Origin of the sequence: Metabacillus bambusae (genome assembly GCF_017497975.1) — a bacterium.
Lineage (GTDB): Bacteria > Bacillota > Bacilli > Bacillales > Bacillaceae > Metabacillus > Metabacillus bambusae.
Genome location: NZ_JAGDEL010000019.1, coordinates 30,315 through 52,501 on the forward strand (window position 1 = coordinate 30,315; position 22,187 = coordinate 52,501).

Here is a 22,187-nt window from a genome sequence, read left to right on the forward strand (position 1 = left end):
CGCTTGGAATATTTTTTTATATGATTGTTTTTATTGTGTAAACAGGAAAGATAACGAAGGAAAGCACATTTCAACTATTACGAATATGTGCTTCCTTCCTTTTTTTCATCTTTTATCTAACCGATTACGATTATTTATTTAAAAGATCCGCAAAAGATCTTAATAGATTACTATCTTGTTCAGAAATAGCTTTCCCGCTTTGAGCATGGAGTTGATGTTTGTAAGCATTTAGCTGACCATTCAACGCCTTAGTATTTCCTTTGGCTGCTGATGCTTTTGCTGCTTGCAGCTTTTTCATCAGTGAATCTACCACACCTTGTTTTGTCACAAAGGCTTCTGTTAATCGACTTAAACTATCAAAATCGGCCGTTACTGTAAATTGGAATTCGACTTCTGTTGTATTACCAGCTTTGTCGGTTGCTGAAGCAGTAAATTTATTGACTCCTACCTCAAACTTATAGGCCGGTCCTTCCACATTTGGGCATTCTTTAGAACCTATTCCTGACAGCTCATCCATGATCTTGCAAGTAATCGTAATTGACGAATCTATCAAATAAGAATCTTGATGACCGGTCAATTGGATGACAGGAGCTGTTGTATCAAGAATAATCTTTTCTTGGTATGTTTCACTGATATTTCCAGCTTGATCTTTAAATTCAACAAATACGATCTTCTCTCCATCTTCAGAAGGTAACTTCAATTCTTTTGATGTTGCGTATGCTTCCCATTCCGTCCACTCTTTTCCGTCAGTTGAATAGCGCACTTGATGCACTCCACTGCTATCATCCGTTGCTTCAAGAGATAAGGTGACAGTTCTTTCATTTGTGTATTCGGCACCAGCATTAAGGGAAAAGTGACCTACTGGACTTTCTGTATCTTTTTGTTCTGGTTCCCCTACAATTATGGTAGCAGTCACCGTTCTATTTTTAGGAAGAATCTCTCTTTCAGGTATCATATCTAGAACAGGTGTACCATCAGCTGCCCAATGGACTATTCTTGCAGATACATTTCGTTGACCGCCCCCAGCAGGCATCGTGTGATAAATGTTAACCAAATTTCCATCCTCATCAAGTGTATATGAATTATGCCCTGGTCCATATTCTCCAGGTACAGATTCTGAGTTTAAAAGCGGATAACTATTTTTCGTCCAGGATGCAGGGTTTAATAAATCACTATCTTCATTTGCTGTTAACATACCTATAGAATAGGTAGTATCTACTCCTGAAGCTGAATATGTGAGAAATACCTTATCTCCATGTTTTAGGATAAATGATCCTTCTACAACCTCTGTTGTTAGACGCTCCCATCCAAAATTAGGTTTGTTTATAACAACAGGATCGGTCGTTAACTTCCATGGTTCCTCAGGATTTATTTTCGCAATTAATAGAGTAGAAATTTCATCCGGAGTTCCCGCTGGACCTCCATAATTATAAATGACATAATGTTCATTCTTATGTTCGAAATAGGTCATATCATAAGTAAGACCTGATGTGGAAAGGAATTCACCATCTTTTTTAAGTACCCTTTTTGGTGCTTCCCAGTCTGATGGTGAAATTGGATTTCCACCATCCTTTAACTTCATTACATAAGATTGAACGGTATACCAATGCGGACTGCCACCAGCAAAGAATACATATAAATCACCATTAATTATATGGAATTCTGGCGCCCATAGGGAACCAGATAATTCTCCTGATGGATTACGGTTGAATATTCTATTAACTGGTGCATCTTTTAAGCCTAATATTGTGTCTGCTTCCCGAACATCTAAATAATTAAAGCCGCTTTCACTAGTAGCTATCAAATAGTATTTACCGTTATACTTAATGACATTGGGATCTGCATACCCTTTTATCATCTCTTTTGGATAATTTGTTTGTTTGACTGTTCCGCTGACTGAATAAGTACCCGACCCGCTAAAATCAATTTGATTAAACTGCTCCTCATTCCAATTCACAAACTTTTCTGCAGTTGATCCATCACTATAAGAAGCAGTAACTTTCATATTTTTGAGATCATCAAAAGTAAATTCTTGATTGTTTTCCACATAAACCTCAATGTTTGAAACACTCGTATTGGTTACCTTTGCTAGTTTTTTCGTAATTACTTTAGCTTCAGCCTTTGTAACTACAATGCGATTACTAGGAAATGAATGAGCAATATTTGTATTTACTTCATTTATTCGAATTTTAGCTCCTTCTTTTGGCTCACTAACAGTCATAAAATCTTGTGTTGTATTAAAGTAGCTCTTTCCATTTGAAGTTTTCCATTCAATACGATACACATCTGAAGAAGAGTCATATTCAGCAATAGGCTTAACGACTGTTTCATTTGTGTTTAGTGATACTAAACCTACTTCTTCATATGAAATTAAATCCTCTGATTTAAATAATAAAATAGATGACTTTTCAGCTTCGCTTTGAGAACCACCCTTGGTGGATCTAGTAGCAATTACACCAAAAGTTCCGTCTTTCATTCTAAAAGTGTAGGGATTCACTAATTTTTTTGTTAAACCTTCTTTTGCACTCCCAGCATTAAAATCAGCATTTGCAAATAATACACCCGTATTATTATTTAGAGCAGTATAGTTCTCTCCATCTTCACTATAACCCATGTGCATAGCATCTGTGACAACACTGCCACCAGCACGATGATAGCTTAGAATATAAGTTGCAGATGATTCAATCACTTTTACTTGGAATTCTTTTTTTGTTTGTTGGTCTTTATAAGAAATCGTTGCAGTTAATGAGACTTCCTTCATGCCTTCTGAAGGTGAATGAATGGTCCCGTTCTTGTCAATAACCGACCTATCACTGCTTTCCCAGGAAATAGATGCTACGCCACTAGTAGTAGGCAACTCATCATCCTCTGTAAGTACATATGGAATGTATAACTTATTTCCAATCGTTTCAGTAACATTGGCTAAAGAAACAAGAGTTATAGTAAATTCTTTTGTGGCTTTGTAACCATTTATTTCAAGTGTTGCTGTTAATTTTGCTGTTTGTTCTTCATCACTTAATGTTATGACACCAGTATTTGAAATGATACTTTCATTACTAGACTGCCATGAGATGGAAGAACCATTACTTCCCGTGGCAGGTAAAGTCAAATTGCCTACAACTGCGGAAGTATCACCCAAAGTAAGATTTTCTTTGTCTTGTTGTAGTGATAACTGGCTAACAGACTCCTCATATACGTTACCTATATTCGTATCATCTAATGCTTCACCATAGATACGTAGATCTTGGAATGAACCTGCAAACGTATGGTCATTTAAATAATTGGATCGCCCTATATAAGCATTTAATCTAGTACCAAAATCTCTTGTTGTTCTCGTTTTATTTACAGTGCCAATCTTCTTCCCATTGATGTATCCTGTCACAGAGGTAGGTGTGATCACTGTTGTATAGTGGGTCCACTTCCCATTGTTAGCTGTTGTATTTGTGGATGTAACCCCAACTTCCGTACTCCAAGGGGCACTGCTGTTTAAAGAGTTGGTAAATACCGATTTAAAGTTGCCACTTGGATTGGTTGGATTGAACAACCAATAATTCCCAGGAACTCCACTTGCATTTGCCGGTGTTCCGAAAAACAATGCAGAATAATTTCCACTACCTGTATTACTTTTCAGCCACGTAGAAATAGTTAAGCTATCTTGATTATCAAACAATCCATCTGGTAACTTAACGTAATTTGTATTGCTATTCGTTCCACCTGGTAGAGTTAAACCATCTGTAAAGGTGATATTCCCAACAGCTTCTCCATGTTTTTCGTTACCTGAAACATCTTTAATATCTTCAATTAAAGGGTAGTGTGCTAAAAGGTGTTCGTCATTACCTATTGTTGATTCTTCTACTGCTAAAATAACCTGATGAGAAAACAAACTACTAAGCAGTAGTATCGAAGCTAAGACTAATAGTTTAATATTTTTGAAAATCACTCTATTTTTACCTCCCCAAAGTAATATACCTTTATTACATACTTCTTTAATATTGGCTGTTTACAAACTTTGTTGCTAACGTGGTTGATTTCCGCTCCAGATGCTCGCTTTCCGCGGGGCGGGCGGTGAGCCTCATCGGCGCATAGTGCCTGTGGGATCTCACCTGTCCCGCTACTCCCGCAGGAGTCTCCTACTTCCGCTCCAATCAACCTGAAATAGTTTTTGTTGTAAAAACAACAATCTCTAAATAACAGCCTTTTCATTTTACAAAAAGGTACATTTTCAATAAAAAACAGATAATAAAAGAAAGCACATTTCATCTATATCAAATATGTGCCTCCTTCTGTTTTCATATTTGTACCTATTGAATCTAACCTATAAATATATTATTTTTTTAGTAGATCAGCGAAAGATACTAATAGATTACTATCTTGTTCGGTAATGGACTTCCCGATTTGAGCATTGAGTTGATTTTTATAAGCATTTAGTTGACCAGCCAATGCCTCTTTATTTTCTTTGGCTGCAGATGCTTTTGCCGATTGAAGCTTTTTCGTTAGTGAATCTGCAACTCCTTGTTTTGTTACAAAAGCTTCTGTTAATCGACTTAAACTATTAAAGTCAACTGTTACTATAAACTGGATTTCTACTTCTGTTTTATTACCAGCTTTATCAGTTGCAGAAGCAGTGACCTTATTTACACCTACCTCAAAGCTGTATGCTGGTCCTTCAACACTTGGACATTCTTTAGAGGCTACTCCTGACAACTCATCGACTATATTGCAAGAAATCTTAATTGACGAATCGATTGTATAAGAATCTTGATTTCCCTTAAATTCGATTACAGGAGCAGCCGTATCTAATATGATCTTTTGTTGGTATGTTTCACTGACATTTCCAGCTTGATCTTTAAATTCAACATATACTGTCTTCTCACCATCACCAGATGGTAACGTAAGTTCTTTTGATGTTGTATACGCTTCCCATTCTGTCCATTCTTTTGCGTCAGTTGAATAGCGAACTTGATCAACTCCACTACTGTCATCCGTTGCTTCAAGTAATAAGGTAACAGCTGACTTATTTGTATACTCCGCGCCAGAATTAATCGTAAAGTGACCTACTGGACTTTCTGTATCTCCTTTTTCTATATAAACAGGTTCAGTTATACCGTTTAATGTTGGTTTAACTTGTTTGATCGTACCATCTGCGTTAAATTCCATCTTATCAATGACAACTTCACGGTTAAAACCGTTACCATCAGGAATGGCATGTCGTGCATAAACAATATAATAATCATCTGTATTCGGTATGTTTAATACAGAGTGATGACCAGGTCCTTTGATTCCAAGGCTTAAATCTTTACTAAGAATGACACCTTTCTTCGTCCAAGGCCCCATTGGAGATGATCCTGTTGCATATGCAACCTGATAGTTCTCACTACCAGTATCATCCTCTGACCACATTAAGTAATAAATACCGTCCCGCTTAAAAACAACAGGAGCCTCTCTAAAGTTCGCAGGTGTCATATTCACTGGATCCTGGGCAAATGAAACCATATCATCGTTTAGCTTCGCACCAAATAAATTTCCATTCCCCCAATAAAAGTAATACTGTCCATCATCATCTTTAAATGCATAGGGGTCAATGGCTTGGCCTGGATATATTCCACTTGGCACTAATGGTTTATCGAGAGCATCTTTAAACGGTCCTGTTGGAGTTGTGGATGTTGCTACACCGATGTTGGCGTCTGCTGAAAAATAGTAGTAATACATTCCGTCTTTTTCAGTAATCGTAGGCGCCCAGGCACGATTATCTGCCCAAGTCACATCATCTGTTGCAAGATCTAAAATGACACCTTCATCCTTCCAATTGATTAAATCCTTTGAAGAAAACGCTTTAAATTGTGAGCCTGACCAGCCATCAAATCCATCTGTTGTAGGATAAATATAATACGTATCACCAAAAACAGCGATTTGTGGATCTGCATAAAGTCCTGACAATGTACCTGATGGATACATCTTCAATTTCACAGTCCATTCCTGCTTGTTTCCATCTTTGTCTGTCACTGTATATGTAACAGGGTTTGTAAAATCTTGTGTTTCACCTGATGCTGGACTCACTGTAGAACCAGGTAAAAGAGTAATCGTCGGTGTTAATTTTGTTATATCTATATCTTGCCCCTCTTTAATAGGAACAGCAATTGTGTTAGCTTTCTTATCAATTTCAGCTTGACCTTTTTGACCAGGAACTTGGAAGTTACCAATACCAGTAGGTTCAATGGTCATTTCAAGGATCTCAGCTTCTGAGAGAGCACGATTATAAACCTTTACATTGTCGAAAGATCCTTTAAAGTATTGATCTCCTGAATAGAAGGATTTTCCTAAGTATGCTGATAAATCTGCTCCTAAGTCTTTCATTGCCACTGTAACATTGTTATTTTCAGCTACAAGAATACCATCCTTATACATCTTCATACTAGTAGGTGTCATGACAAGTTTGATATTCATCCACTTGCTCTTAATGGAAGATGTCTTCGTTTTAACCTCCTGCTCGCTAGACCAACTGTTTACCGTAATGGCATTTCTTATTTCACTATCACGTGTTCTTAAGAACATATATTTTTGGTCATTCTTACCTACTGAAAAGGTAAAGAAGTTTCCAGCTACTGTTTCCGCCTTAATATCCATGGAAATGGATACTGTATCTCTTCCATCAAAGAAACCAGTTGGAAAGGCAACAAATGTATTAGTCGTACCGTCAAGAGATAATACCTTTGAGTCCTTTTCTTCATCTGTCACGTAAGTTGCATTGCCATTTAATTTACCATTATAGTTGTTGCCTGAATCATCTTGAATCGTGTTGCCAGTTGTTGTTTCTTCAAAATTGTACTCAAGGATTGGCTCTTTTTGTTCTTCTTCGTCTGGTGCCTCGATCACTTTGTTCCATTTAGCCATGACAGCTTCGTACTCTTCTTGTGTTATAGGTAAGACAGAACCATGTCTTTTTTTGTTAGATCCTAAGGAATAGTCTGAAGTTGTTAATTTAGTAAATTGTCCACTTGAGAGATCGCTCGTTAGTAACGGAAGATAACCTTTTCCTGTTGCATACTGATCGACCATTAAATTCCATTCTTCTCTATCATTAAATTTAAATATTAACGGACCTTCTACATCATGCCCTGTTAATCCTGTTGAATCTTCAATCGTTCCCAGCTTTGACCACGTACCAAGTATTTGATCGCTTTTTTCGATCGTAATTTGTCCATCACCCGAGTAACGGTAATACATATCATTTTCTTTAATGATTGTTGTATCAATAATATGAGTATCACCTGGACGGTCAATAAATACTTTTGGTTCAGTAAACGTATAGAAATCTCTAGTCTTTGCATAATAAATATTATGTGGTGCAAATACTCCTTGTTCATTACTGATCGTAGAAGCCCAAAATACAACATATTCGCCTGTTTTTTCATCATAAAAAGCTTCAGGTGCCCATGCATCTCCTGCATTAGGTGGGGCTACTTCAACCATCCTAGGTTCAGACCAGTTTACTAAATCAGTAGATTCCCAAATAATAAGAGATTTACTTCCAGCAGTTTGCGCTGCACCCCAACCTTTTCCATTCGCAATACGTAAGTCTGTTGCGATGAGATAGAATTTATCCCCTTCTTGAGAACGTAGAATATAGGGATCACGCACACCTTTTTCACCAATATCAGATGTTAATACTGGATTACTTTCGTTTAAATCTTTCCAGTTTAATCCATCTGTACTACTAGCAAAATAAATCTGTTCCCCGATATCGTGTTCACCTGTAAAATGAGTCATTAAATAATTAGTGAAATTCTTTTTTTCTGTTTTCGCCTTAACAGTAAGTAGAATTTGCTTTGTATCACTTACTTCACCAGATTTAATAGTTGCTGTTAATTTTACTTGTGTATCAGAGTCCTGTCTTGTTACAACACCAGCGGGAATATCATCATAATTTTCATTTTCTTTTTCATTTACACTTACTACATCGGGTCTGTCGGTTTCCCACGTGATTGATGCTCCTTTATCAGAACTTGTAGGTAACGTAAGATTGCCGCGGATGTCATCTGCATTTGGGATTATCAAGTTAGCTTTTGCTAATTCAACAATTTCCACATCAGTTAATGTTGCATTTTGTTTGACCTCATCTGGCGATAATGTATAGTTATATACTTTAAAATCAGCTAATTTTCCACTAAAGGCAGCATCAGGTTCAAATAGTGATTTCCCAATAAATCCAATAGAATTTGCTGCAGGGTCAACACCTTCTTTTAAAATGTCCATTACTGAATAAGTATGTGGTAGAGTTCCAACTGGTTCCCCATTAAGATAAAGAGATATTTCCCCTTCTTTAAAAGTCGTTGTGAAGGTATTTTTTTCTCCTGAACGAATCGTTGCATTTTGAAATAATAGCTCTTTATCTGAGTTCTTAATCCCAAATCTAACAGTACCATTTCCTTGCTTTGGATTTAAAAAGATATAATTTTTCACATTAGGCCAAACACCTGTCTTATTACCAATACTGTAAAGCCAATGTGCAGCACTTGTGCTTGTGCTAAATGTTGTTTCAATAGTAAATGTCTCATCATCAATAAGCCCCAAAGGTAATTTTACATATTTAGACTTATCACCAGTGAAGTTTAAGATTTTATCGTTTTCTTCTTCTAAGAAGTCTCCTTCAGTAAATCCAACATATTCTGCATCAAATCCACTGTTCGTCACATCTGTTAACTTACCATTAGCTATTGACATATCATAATGTGCAATTAAGCTGTCTTCCACATTAACAATCTCCTCTGCTTGAATCACTGGTATTGGGAGAAGTGAAATTATTATTACTATTGTCATAAATAGTGATAACCACTTTTTACCCTTCATAGCACTTTACCTCCTTGGCTAATAACGCTTAACGAACTTAATAGGCTTTAGAAATCATTCTATTACTTATTTAAAAACCTTACTTTTTTAGGAATCACCTCCAGCACATTAGGAACTAACGTTTAAAAAGTTTTACACTTTTATCGTCCACCCCCTTTCAAGTATCGATTTGTATTTTAAGAACTGGATGTATTTCTATAAGAATAATTAGAATTCAATTAAACAAATTTTTTAGGAATTAATCTAATTCTTAAATGGGAAAGGCTGTATTTATTAGATGGATAGAGAAGAGTTCTAAAGAAGTAAATGAAACTAAAAAGGTAGTATTTAGTATTTTTTCGTGGTTGTTTTTACTGGGAAGTAAAATCACAAGGAATTACTGTATCTTTAATAAACTGTTCCCTCATGAAATTGATACTCTCTAATTATAAAGCGTTTACATAACTGAGGTTAATGGAGTAACTTTCGAAAATAATGTAAATTCATTTTGAATTTTTTCACTTAAGTGTTCAAAAACTTCAAAATTTTTTGATGCATTGCAATTTTTTTTGTAACTAAAATGGGAAGTGGGGATAAAATTCCTGGAAACTGAATGGGCTTCTTAAAAAAGCATTAAGAACCAGAAAGGTAAGTGTTGAAGTTTACTATCTAATATAATTGCATCAAATTCGCTACAAAGTCCAAAAAGAGGTAAGAATGAGAACATTCGAACCCCCTTTTTAAGGAAATGTGACTGATATTAAAGCTGCTTCTTCATTTTTGAAATAATAGAGAAATTAAATTTATTTGTCATCAAAAAGTCGTTAAAGGTCCATCTATTGATGAACCCCCATTATTTCATTTTAAGAAGTTATTTCTAATTTCTTTAATTTTTCTCACTAAATTTAACTGTATATTTTGCATTATTCTTCCCATCTTCTGACTTAACGGTAATAATAGCCTCACCATCTAACGAAGATGGTGTTTCAATTTGATAGTTCGCAAATAAATCATTTGTAACTACCTCAATAGTCGGGATTTCTTGCTGGTTCTTCTTTATTTCAACATCATAATTAAAGGTATACTTATCAAATCCTTTAACTTGCTTCCCATTAATGATAATAGATTCTAATGTCGCATCACTACCTTGTCCTGGAATTTGGTTTTCACCAATTCCTAATACTTCCATTTCTGAAATAGCTATACAAGCACCTTCCATGGCCTTCATTACAGCACGAATATGTTTTGTTTCAATTTGGGTAAAGTCAATTGTTAGCTCCTTGTTCTGAACATCTGTTTGTGTACCTTCGATTTCTTTCCACTCTGTTCCATCCAAGTATTCAAGTCGTAAAGAGGCTGCAGGTCTTGTGCCACCATTGTCATCATAGAAGTGAAATTTCACTTGTGAGACTGTTTCCGCTTTGTCGAATTCAATAGCAACCCAATCTTCTTCTCTCCAGCTATTTGGATCCCAGTTCGTCCATCTTGCACTAGAGATAATTCCATCATTGACATGACTCGTGCTATCCCATTGGCCAGTATAAGAAGCGCTCACTTTTGGGTACTCATTTTCTGAACTAGAAGGCTTTACAGCTAAATTTTCTAGAGCAGGTTGTGTAACTTGGATATTGGCAATTGCTTTAACAGGACTTTTTAATATTGATCCTTTCACTGAAAACTTGCCAAAATCTGCATACTCATTTTGATCAATTTCATTCCATTCAACAGGTACTTTTCCGAATGTACCACTTTTTAATTTAGCTGTTACTTTACTAGGTAAAATTGGTGCTTTACCTGGAGTTGTTTTTATTTTTATTGGTTGAATACTTTCAATTTTACTTACTGTTATTGTCGCTACTGCTTTAATTGTTGTTCCCTCAACAGTGCCTTCAACTTTAAAGATATTTTCATTTGCATATAATTCAGGATTGATTGTATCCCAAACTACTTTTTTCTGTACCTTTTCACCATCACCGTAAATTGTCGTTACCTCATCAGGTAATTCTGGTGCAGTCTTTTTCTTCGTAACGACGACATCAACTGGCTCTACTTTGGTAATTCCGGCTTTTACTAGTTTCCAAATCTGGTGGTTACCTGTTGTTGGTTTCCAAAGGCCAACTTTAGCTCCCTCTTGCTTTGATTCCCCGCCAACTTCTATTAGGTTTCGGCTATGAAGATTTATAAATGTGTATTCTCCATTCCCATAGGTTGATAGCATCCATTTTTGATTTGATTTATTTTCATAGTCTTGGAGAGTAATGGAACCATTATCATCACTAAGTACACTTCCACTATCAATGTTGACAATTCTATAGATTTCTTTTGTACTATTTCCATCTGTTATTTTTTGGATACTAAAGTTTTGTTTATCCTCATCACGAATATTTGTTTTTTGAACAATGGATTTTCCATCTTGTCCTATATCAAGCACTTTCCCGCTATTTTTATTAATGAATTTGTATGTTTCGTTATTATTCAAAAACGAGTTATCCTTATTCACACCTGATACACCTGTTACAACAAATGTCGTAATAGATTGTGGCTGAACAACTGCTGAAAGCTCCTTACCTGAGATCATTACATCTGACTTTTGGGCTAAATTTTCTGTATTAGATGTCACATAAGGGGTTGCTTTTGCATTCGCTTCTACAGTATCGAACCCAGACAAATCAAAGTTGATTGCTTTCTCTTCTGTGGTTGTATTTGTATAAACAACAACAACTGAATTGTCATCTTTATTAATTGCGGCTAATGTATCGCTGCTATTTGAATTAATGACTTGGTATCCTGGTCGAATAAACTTACTGTAATTCCCCATTGCATAGTACTTTTTATTTTTATAGATTTTTACGTTTTCAAAATTAGCTGGATCAAAATCAACTTGGATAAGTCCCCAGTTGCCATTTTCATGTTCTGGGCTCATATTCACTTCGTCTTCAATTGACTGCCAAAGCACCCATGCTTCTGATTCCAATTGCTGAATATCAGTCGTAATTCGCTGTGATAATGCAAGACCTGGTTTTATATCTTCATGATTTTGTGCACCAGAACTAAGATCAACCTCAGACATCCACAGTTTTTTTCCTGCTGACTTTGCAATATCTCTTGCACCAATCTGCTGTGTAGGACCGTAAGTATGTACGTTTAACTGTCCAATGTTATTTCTCGTTGTGCTATCATATTGCTCCCAATTTTGTCTGAATTTTTGTGGATTCGTTTCGTCCATTCCTGATACAACTGTACTAAGACCTTTTTTATCCAATTGCTTTTTTACTTCATTAATAATTTTAGCTTGTGAAGCTGGAGACCAGTTTGATCCTTCCTGTCTGCCTTTTGCTCTCCAATAGCCAGTATTTGGCTCATTTACAGGTGAAAGAGTTTTAAATGCAACATCCATGTCCTTTTGTAAATGCTCAACTACTGTTGTTAAGTATGAAGCAAAATTTTCAAATTGATCTGGTTTAATATTGTCATCCCATGAATTCCAGTTACCTGATACATAACCACTTTGAGTCATAAAATATGGCGGTGAGTTTGAAAATGCTTCGAAGGTATCAGCTCCCCTGGCTTTTGCAGCACTAACCCACCAGCGTTGGTTAGCATCAGCTTCCCAGTTCCAATGCTCAGGATTTTCCGGATTCCACCAGTTTTCCTGCTCTGTCCATTCATCTGTGTTACCTTCTGGTGGGCTATATTCGGCAGGACGATTCCAATATCCAGGAACTGCTCCACCTTTACGCATATAAGGCTCTGTCTCAGGAGAATCACCACCACCAATATTATAGCGGGCAATATTAAAATTCAGTCCTTCCTTACCAAAGAGATCATCTGCAAGCTCATTTCTTAATTCATCAGGCCAGCCACCTGTAACATTCGCGAACCATACAAGAGCTGTCCCCCAACCATCAAATGGTTCATGTTGATAACTAGGATCTAGTTTTATTTGCTCTGGATCAGTAATCAATTCATTCTCCCCCTCTTCTGCATTAGTCATATTAGGTAGGGCAGGTAAGATACTTCCTACTACAAGGACTAAGATCAAACAATTAACTAGTAATCTTTTAATAAACATTTCTTGCAACATAAAATTATGTCTCCTTTCTATTCTATTAACTTTTCATGATTTCCAACAAATACATACATACAAGTTTTTATTTCTCAATTACCTCAAACTATTAATAAATCAACCACCCCCTTAAAGGAAACGCTCTCGATTTAATTTTGAAGTTTTTGATTATGTCACTTGATAGATAGGAAGGGTTAAAATGAAAATGTGTTGCTAAACCTGTAAGCGTAAGTTGTTAGCATAATGTTCCTCCATATCGTTTTAAAAAAGGAATACTCGGAACGATCAACGTCCTGAATAGTTCATGACTTACCACTAAATACATCCAATCAAGTATTATTGTTTCTAGCCAAGAAAAAATGAAACCGGTGTCATTTTTAACTATACAATATTTTGTTCTGTGTTTTTATAGCAGTTTTAACTTCTTAGAACACAAATTTTTACAGCAGTTTACTAACTGCTCATAAAACATATGAAAATTAAAATCTAACTTCTGGATGGGCCACTGATACTGAAGCTTCTGATTCTATTATTAAGCTTTCCGTCAACACTATATAACTTAACTTTTACTCTCCTATAATGTGTTCAACATGATACTCTTCTATAGCCCCCTGTACTGAGGCAAAAATCAGGAGTAAACAAAAGAAAATGATAGAAATTGAAATAGACATTCTATTAGATAGTTTAGCTATTTTTATAAGACCTATTGAGAGTAGAATATAATACCAAATACTAAACAATTCTATTACTCCTAATATCTCGCCTAATACACCATTTGCTCCAACAAAATAATTTAAACTTGTTAGTAAATGGTCTTGATCTCCATTGATGGCTACAATAATCATTTGGTTAATACTTTGTCCTATCACACGAATAAAACTTATAAAAATGATTAATGAGAACATTTGTTTAAATGTGACAGTTGATTTCGCCTTTTTTGCAATCCCCCATAAAATGACAGCATATAAAACATAACCAACTGGAAGACCGATTAAGGTACCTAATGCTCCAACAATCGTTCCTACCATTTTGGCTGCTTCTATGTCTTTCTCAGTCATACCGAAACTAGGAATATAGTCAATATTTATTGCTACAAGAATTGTTACAGCCATTGAAATCAAAGAGAGGATAATTAATGGGTACCAAATTATTGGATTGATTTGAATTCGTTTAAACTGTTCATTAGGATTTAAGATCATTCCAATAAGTGCTGGCTTTTTTAATTGAGATTTTTTCTCCGCCATACCAGTTCCTCCAATTTATTAATAGAGCTAGACATAATTTTAAAGATGCCTCGGGTTAATCAATGATCTTTAACCGCGAGGCATTTTAGTAAATACTTTAGATTAAGGTCTATAAAAAATTCAGCATGTTTTCATTTAGAGCTTACCTAACAATGAAATTAAAATTTTTGCTTGTTGATCAGTAATAGATTTTCCGCTTTGAGCATTTAGTTGATTTTCGTAGGCGTTTAGTTGACCAGTCATTGCTTTATTTTTACCCTTTGCAGCTGATTCCTTTGCTGATTGTAGCCTTTCCGTCAATGAATGAGCTACTTCTTTTTTTGTTATAAAACCTTCCGTTAGTCGACTTAAACTATCAAAATCAACAGTCACTGTAAATTGGATGTCAACTTTCGCTGTATTACCAGCGTTATCAGTTGCTGAAGCAGTTACTTTATTTATTCCTAATTCGAATTCATAGGCTGGCCTTTCAACATTTTCACATTCTTTTGAAGCAATACCAGACAACTCATCGGTTATACTACATGTCATATTAATAGAAGAATCAACAGAATAAGTATCCTGATGATCTATGAATTTTATCACAGGGGCAGTTGTATCAAGTATAATCTTTTGTTGATAGGTTTCACTTATATTTCCAGCCTGATCTTTAAATTCAACAAATACTGTCTTCTCACCTTCGCCAGACGGTAACGTTACTTCTTTTGTGTTTGTATACGTTTCCCAATCTGTCCAATTCTCTGAATCTGTTGAAAAGCGTACTTTATCAACTCCACTTGTTTCATCCTGTGCATCAAGTGTCAAAGTTACCTTTGGGTTATTTGTATACTCAGCTTCTGAATTAATTGTAAAATGACCTTCTGGAGGTGTAGTATCATTTTCACCTTTAACAATATGAATGGTATATTGTTTTGAAGTCTTATGATCTTCTGCTTTGGAAGTAATCACAAGATCGGTTGTGTTTTCTTTCAATGATATATTGCGTTCCATTTTATCATTTATCAGAATATCCCCAACATAAACTAAGCCATATTCGTCTTGCGGTACTACAGACATATTTACAGAGTCTGCTGTTGATGGAACAGTTAGTGTATATTCTGTAACTTTAGGATCAAAAGACTTCGATAAAGTTCCTTGATCAAAGGATAAACTCTCTAAATTAGGGTTAGTTTTATAGTCAGTGATAACTCTAAAAATATCGAATATTCCGCCAACAAAACCTCCATTGCTAGCAAATTTAACCGTGACATAATGAATTTCTCTTTCTACAGGATTTCCGTTATTATCTGTTTCTTGAACGATCTTTGTTCTACTTTTATCAACTAATTCCTGTGTGATTTTATGTGTTTGAGTATAAAAATCACCTGGATTTTTATTCTCAATAATCTCCGTTACTAGCTTTTTATCATCAACAAAGATATCAAATGTTCGTCCTACATCACCACTAAAGTAAGTTGAATATATATAGTTTGCTGCATCTGGAGTAACTTCCATGTCATAACTAAAATATCCACCTGCTCTTGTATCTCGGTATGAACTACCATTATGAATTCCAGTTGTAGAATTCAGAGTTTGACGGTTTGCAGCCAACTCATACTGATCATTTGCCACAATAACAGAACTGATCGTGGCATTTTCTGCTCTACCTTTTTCCTTAGATAGGAGTATGGATTTTTGATAACTTTCTGAATCAGCAGTAATCAGTTCAAAATAGATACCATATCGGTCCTTATATCTTTCATAATGAGGTGTAAAAGTAAGGATGCCTTCATCTGCATCGGTTCCTCTTAATGTAAATTCAAGTTTGCCTTCTGTTTTGACAAGATTCTTTGTGATATTCTCTTTCCATGTCTTGATATCTGTGCCTTCAATCGTTATAAAATCTCTTGCAGCAGTATCTTTGTTTGGTTTTAATACATTGACACCATGTTGACTAGTAGTCATATTATTTGTACCTAATCCTGCACTCAAAACAACTGGACCATATTTAAAAGCAACTGTGTTTTGATCATCTGGAAGATCATACAATTTAACTTCCATTGGAAAATCTAAAGTTACGATAGAGCCATCTGTCCAATTTTGTTTTAATACAATATAACCTTCTTCAATCGTATAGTCTGTTACAGGTTCACCATTGATTTCTAGATTAGGGTTAGACGAAGCCCAATCAGGAATTCTAAACTTTAACTTTGTATTTGTAGAACCATTTGTATTGATTGTGAATGTAACTTTCCCAGTTGATTTATCACCTGCACCAGTATTCGGAAGCTGAGATTCTTGGGTGAGTTTTAAGTTTTTTTCTTTCAATGTTAGTACTGAAGAAAGATAAATATTTACATAAACACTATCTTGGTCAGTAAAATAAATACTGTCATTTAGTTTTGTAAAGTTCTCCATACCTGTTCCTGTACAGCACCAGAAATGATAGATTGCACTACTAAACACTTTAAAGAAACCTGTAGCCATAGGTTGGAAGTACATCGACATTCCAGTTTCTGGGTTTTGAGAAGCCATTATGGCATTGGTATGTGCATTTTCATAGTAATCTGCGTATTTTTTATCTTTTGTAATTTTGTATAGCTCTCTTGACAATTTCAACATGTTATAAACATTACAAGTTTCGTTGTTTACATTTGTACGCTCTGTATTTAGGATTCCAGGTTCACCAAAATGCTCATTTTCACTATTTCCACCTGTAATATAAGAATGATTATTAACTACCATCTCCCAGAAGTTTTCAGCAACTGTTAGGTAATACTCTTCACTCTCAGCTTCCTCTAAAGCAGTGTAACGCTTTAATGCTCCAATTACTTTTGGAATTGTCGTATTGGCATGCTTGCCATTTAAAACATCTTGATTATTATAAAGAGAATCAAAAAGGCTATGCTCATCAAATTTCTCCGCTGCCTTTAAAAAATGATCATTTCCTGTAAGAATATATAAATCATATAGACTTTCATTCATTCCACCGTATTCTACCTTAAGTACTCTTTCTTTCTTTGCTTGATCCCAAGTGGAAGTACGGCTATAAATATATTCGCCAAATCCTTCTGCAACCTCTAGAGCTTTTTCATTTTCACCATATTTGGCAACACTTATCAAACCGGCTAGTACCTTGTGAATCGTATACCATGGAACCCAAACTGCCTGACCATTTTCAACTCGATCTAAGAATGAAGTTGGAAATGCAGATACATAGCCATTTCCATTTGCATCCTGAACCTCTGCCAATTCGTTAATTATATAGTCCATCCGCTCTTTTAAAAGGGTTTTGTCCTCTCCAGTTGCATTTACATAAGCAGTAGAAATAGCAGAAAGATAATGACCTAATGTATGACCTCGTATTTCTGTATCTTCCCACCCCCCATAAATTGACGCTTTTGCTTCAAGTCCACTAGTTGTACGGAATGCACTCAGTAGTTTGTCAGCTTCCAAAGATAATAAATAGTCTATTTCTTTATCAAATGCATTCGTATAATACTCGTCAGTTAGAATAACATTCGTCATCTCAACGTCCTGTAAAGTATCTGACACTGTCTTTGCAGGTACTATTACTGTAAAATTCTTTGTAACAGACTTATTCTTATAAGTTACGGTCGCGGACAAGGTCACCTCTGCATCATTCTCACCTGCTGCCGGTCTATGAACGGTTCCACTTGATTCGATTACTTCTTCATTGTCAGATGTCCAAGTAATTGTTGAACCGGATGATCCTTTTAAAGGAAGAGGTATATTCATTGTTGCTTTTTCAGGCACAGAAATTGCCTCTGCATCCTGTTTGGCAATAAGTTCATAATCAAATGTGGTTCCTGACTGTTCTTCATACAAAGAAATAATATCTTCATTACTTCCTGCATGACTGTACAGTTCAAAATTATCAATTGAATACTTACCATAAGCACCATTATATGACGGACCATTATAACCGATAGATTTTTGTGTCGTTTCGTCTGAGGTTATGATGCCATCTGCTCCATCTTCACCATATGAATAGTCAACGGTAGTTTTTTGTTTAATACCATTTCTGTAAATACTAACATTTTTTGTTTCACTATCATAAGTAACTGCCACATGTGTCCAAGCATCAATAGGAAAGAACTCTGCTCTTGAACCAATAACGCTTACTTTATATGGTTGTTTATTCTCATCGGATGATCCTAGGGAAATAACAAGTGGCTTATTATCATTTTCTGATCCTAAGTACAACCCATCACTATACCAAACGGTTTTATTCCACATAATCATTTGCTCACCGGTCATTTTTTCATTTGGCTTAAACCAAAATGACGCTGTTAAATCTGATGGCTGCAATGTTGCACTTTTCCCAAGATTAACAGCAGTGTTGCCACTAAGCTTTAATGCCTTTCCACCATTTACACCATCTACATAAGAATAATTAGATCCAATTATCGTTCCATTGTTTCCCTTACCAGAGCTGTCTATTAAATTTTCTTCGAATGGAAGGGAAAGTACTTTTGAAGCTTCCAAATTATCTGTTGCATATGTAGCTTGACCAGTAAATAAACTAGTCCCTAACATTAGAACAGATAGTGTAGTAGCTGTTATTTTTCGGTAGTACTTCATCTTCTTACCCCCAAATTCATCTGGTTTCCTTAAATGCGAAATAAAAATTATTCTTAAAAAATCAACAAAAGCCACTAGTTTCAATCCGTTCTATGATTCCTAGCGACTTTTATGTTTTATTTCATTAATACTCTCGAGTTGGTAATAACTCTTCAGCTTGATCCATTGTATACATACTTTCTTCAACAGCTACACGTTTTGAAATCTCTTCACCAGCTATATGTGCTTCAATTAAATCGACCATTTGCGGACCAAATAATGGGTTACATTCAACTGTTACGTTCATTTTTCCTGCTGCCATTGCTTCGAACGCACCTTTTACTGCGTCAACACCGATGATTTTAATATCTTCACCTGGCTTTAATCCGTACTCTTCAATTGCTTGAATCGCACCAATTGCCATGTCATCATTATGAGCGTATAAAACATCAATGTTGTCTCCATCTGATTTTAAGAACGCTTCCATTACTTCTTTTCCTTTTGCACGTGTAAAGTCACCTGTTTGAGATTTGATGATTTTATGATTAGGGTGATCTTTGATTACTTCTTCAAACCCTTCTTTACGGTCAATAGCTGGTGCTGAACCTACTGTACCTTGAAGTTCAACGATATTAACATCGCCTTCTTCATCCTTTGTTTCTTCCACTAACCAATTCGCAGCTTTTCTACCTTCTTCAACAAAGTCTGAACCTAAAAACGTTACCCAAAGTGAGTCATCTTCAATATCAACAGAACGGTCTGCAAGAAATACTGGAATCCCTGCATCCTTTGCTTCCTGTAACACCGTTTCAAACCCTGTTTCAACAACAGGTGAGAAGACAATTGCATCTACTTTTTGGGCGATAAACGAACGAATGGCCTTAATTTGATTTTCTTGCTTTTGTTGAGCATCTGAAAATTTCAATTCATGACCTGCAGCTTTAATAGCTTCTTGCATTGACTTCGTGTTTGCCGTTCTCCATTCACTTTCAGCACCGACTTGTGAAAACCCTATTACTAACTTATTACTAGACTCAGAATCTCCTGAACTAGTACCAGATCCTGTTTGCCCCCCTGTACCAGATGAGCTACATGCAGCCAATAAAAGCATGAGCGACATCATTAGGAAGAGCACTGTTTTTCTCTTGAATAATTTTTTCATCATTTGATTCTCCCCTTACCTTTTTCAATTCAATAATATTTTTCAGCATTATTCTTTGAATTAGATCACTCTAATTATAAAGCGTTTACATTCCGAAGATGAATGGAATAACTTTCGAAAATGTTGTAAATTCATTTTGTTTATAGAGTACTTTTCAATTTAAAAACTATAAAATTTTTCAAAAAAGTGTAAAATATTTTTATCTACTTTTAACTCTTACTATAGTAAAATAAGTCAAGGAAGGGGGATTTGAATTGAAAGCGCATTCAATGTTATCTAATCTATCTTTACGAAAAAGATTAATCCTTGGTTTCATGGTCATTTTATTATGGCTTGCAACAATAAACTGCGTACAAATCTATCTTTTCCTCGGATATGTTAGTCAATATAATGCAATGATGGAAACAATCACATTGACGAATTCAATTAATGGTTCACTTAAGCAAAAGCTAGATGAGGAAATTAGGGATATTGCATATGGAAAAGTACTTTTTGAAAATGGTACTCAATATGATCATCTAAACAATATGTATCAAAACTTAGATAAAATTGAACGCGATGATAAAAATGGCCAATTTACTAAGGAAATTTCAGAAGTTCGCCAAACATTAACGACTACGACTGAATATATTGACAAGCTTGGAGAGCAAATCCAAGAAAATGTTCCTGCAGATTCACGAACGATCACCTATGAATATATTACAATTCTTACAGACCTCATCGATGAAAAGGTTCAGTCACTCTTACAAAAAACCCTTTTGGTAAAAGGGGAATCACAGAATATCATTTCCACTAACTTAACAAGAGACATAACGATTTATATTTGTGCATTTATTGCCGTTATCATAATTTCATTATTATTTGCCATATATATATCAGGAAGTTTTGTAAAACCTATTCGTAGTTTAGGACAAAAAACAAATGAAATTGCAGAAGGAAACTTAACGATAGGAGCAATAGCAAATCCGTCTAAGAATGAAATAGGAGAATTATGTCGTTCTTATAATCGAATGTTTCATAATTTAAAGGATATTATCTTAAGCGTGAGAAATACAAATGATTTAGTCGTTTTAACTTCAAAGGATATTCACCAAAGTATTCTTGAAAACCGACTTGCTGGGGAAGAAGTTGCTGAAGCAACACAAACAATTTCAATCAATCTTCATTCACAAGATAAACTGATTCAAAAATCAGTAACTACATTTGAACATTTACTTTTTAAATATAATGAAGTACTAGGAAAATCAAATAAAATAAACCTTCAATCAAATGAAACCTTACATATTACAAATGAAATAAGTCATGAACTTGTCACCTTCCATCAGCAACTTGAGCAAGTAAGCCAAACTATCTATCAAGTAAACAGAGATACAGAAGAACTTCAGAGATTGTCAGGGGAAATGAATGAATATTTACGATTAATTAAGCTTGTTGGACGAGAGTCTAGTTTATTGTACCTCACTCTAATAAATGAAATTCCTAAAAGTTCAATAAATGAAAAAATAGAAAACGCTTTAACTCGTATAAAAGATGTTTCTGATGAAACAAACAAGGTTTCACAAGACTCCGATTACAAAGTAAACCATATCTTGAGCCTAACATCTTCAATCAGAAAACAAAACTCTGAAACTCTAGAAAACATTCAAGTTTGCAGATTAAAAACTGAGCAAGTGAAGAGTCAATTCCAAACGATTCGTTCAATTAGAAATAGACAGCAAGTTGAAATTGAAAGCATAAAGCAAGACATGCAGGAGGCATTTGATCAAATGCTTTCTATTCGCCAAATGATCTCAGACATTGAGCAGAGCTCGCAAATTACGAATGCAGAAGTTGCTGGAATTGCAGCCATGGGTGAAGAACAATTAACTACTCTTGAGGAAGTTTCTGATGCATCTTATAAACTTGTAGAACGAATTCAAGAAATGAAAGATAACATAAGACAGTTTAAAATATAAGGCTCTTTTCTAAGAGATTAAAAAAAACGAAAACTATTTAAGGTTGATTGGAACGGATTGCGAGACTCCTGCTTAGAGTAGCGGGACAGGTGAGACTTATGCAGGCATTTACGCCGAGGAGGCTCACCGCCCGCCCCGCGGAAAGCGAGCATCTCTCGCTGCAATCAACCACACCGTACTACTTGGTAAATAGCAACAAAGTTTGCGAAAAAAAAGCTAAATATAATTTCAAATACTTATAGTTTTATTCAATTGATAACATATCTACTTATTTTACTACTGACAGGTTGGTTAGCTTATGAAATTCAAAAAATGGGTTGTTTCAAGTTTACGTACAAAACTTCTTATGATGTTCCTTTTTTTAACGGTAA

Annotated in this window: 7 protein-coding genes; 1 reads left to right on the forward strand and 6 read right to left on the reverse strand. The window is 35.3% G+C overall.

Going from position 1 to position 22,187, the window contains the following annotated elements; all coding sequences use genetic code 11:
* Positions 1–130: 130 nt before the first annotated feature.
* The 6 genes from I7822_RS20635 to I7822_RS20660 form a co-directional block, all read right to left on the reverse strand.
* On the reverse strand, positions 131–3,940 hold the full coding sequence (locus I7822_RS20635; RefSeq protein WP_207980958.1) for a family 43 glycosylhydrolase: 3,810 nt from the start codon (positions 3,938–3,940) through the stop codon (positions 131–133).
* 386 nt (positions 3,941–4,326) lie between these two features.
* On the reverse strand, positions 4,327–8,847 hold the full coding sequence (locus tag I7822_RS20640) for a family 43 glycosylhydrolase (RefSeq protein WP_207980959.1): 4,521 nt from the start codon (positions 8,845–8,847) through the stop codon (positions 4,327–4,329).
* A gap of 865 nt (positions 8,848–9,712) precedes the next feature.
* A complete protein-coding gene (locus I7822_RS20645) occupies positions 9,713–12,910 on the reverse strand; it encodes a glycoside hydrolase (RefSeq protein ID WP_207980960.1) in 3,198 nt (1,065 codons plus the stop codon).
* A 548-nt stretch (positions 12,911–13,458) separates the two neighbouring features.
* Positions 13,459–14,136, reverse strand: coding sequence for a YknW family membrane protein (gene yknW, locus I7822_RS20650; protein WP_207980961.1), 678 nt, complete (start codon positions 14,134–14,136; stop codon positions 13,459–13,461).
* A 135-nt stretch (positions 14,137–14,271) separates the two neighbouring features.
* On the reverse strand, positions 14,272–18,720 hold the full coding sequence (locus I7822_RS20655) for a beta-L-arabinofuranosidase domain-containing protein (RefSeq protein WP_207980962.1): 4,449 nt from the start codon (positions 18,718–18,720) through the stop codon (positions 14,272–14,274).
* A gap of 124 nt (positions 18,721–18,844) precedes the next feature.
* The gene (locus tag I7822_RS20660; RefSeq protein WP_243459589.1) at positions 18,845–19,864 is read right to left on the reverse strand and encodes an ABC transporter substrate-binding protein; all 1,020 of its coding nucleotides are present in this window, start codon (positions 19,862–19,864) and stop codon (positions 18,845–18,847) included.
* Positions 19,865–20,115: 251 nt separating this feature from the next.
* Here I7822_RS20660 and I7822_RS20665 point away from each other — a divergent pair, with 251 nt between their 5' ends.
* On the forward strand, positions 20,116–21,816 hold the full coding sequence (locus tag I7822_RS20665) for a methyl-accepting chemotaxis protein (RefSeq protein WP_207980963.1): 1,701 nt from the start codon (positions 20,116–20,118) through the stop codon (positions 21,814–21,816).
* Positions 21,817–22,187: the final 371 nt, after the last annotated feature.

What these genes read in the sequence shown, in the direction of transcription:
- I7822_RS20640 (WP_207980959.1), bottom strand. Translation starts at nt 8,847, where the DNA reads ATGAAGGGTAAAAAGTGGTTATCACTATTTATGACAATAGTAATAATA.
- I7822_RS20660 (WP_243459589.1), bottom strand. Translation starts at nt 19,864, where the DNA reads ATGATGAAAAAATTATTCAAGAGAAAAACAGTGCTCTTCCTAATGATG.
- yknW (WP_207980961.1), bottom strand. Translation starts at nt 14,136, where the DNA reads ATGGCGGAGAAAAAATCTCAATTAAAAAAGCCAGCACTTATTGGAATG.
- I7822_RS20655 (WP_207980962.1), bottom strand. Translation starts at nt 18,720, where the DNA reads ATGAAGTACTACCGAAAAATAACAGCTACTACACTATCTGTTCTAATG.
- I7822_RS20645 (WP_207980960.1), bottom strand. Translation starts at nt 12,910, where the DNA reads ATGTTGCAAGAAATGTTTATTAAAAGATTACTAGTTAATTGTTTGATC.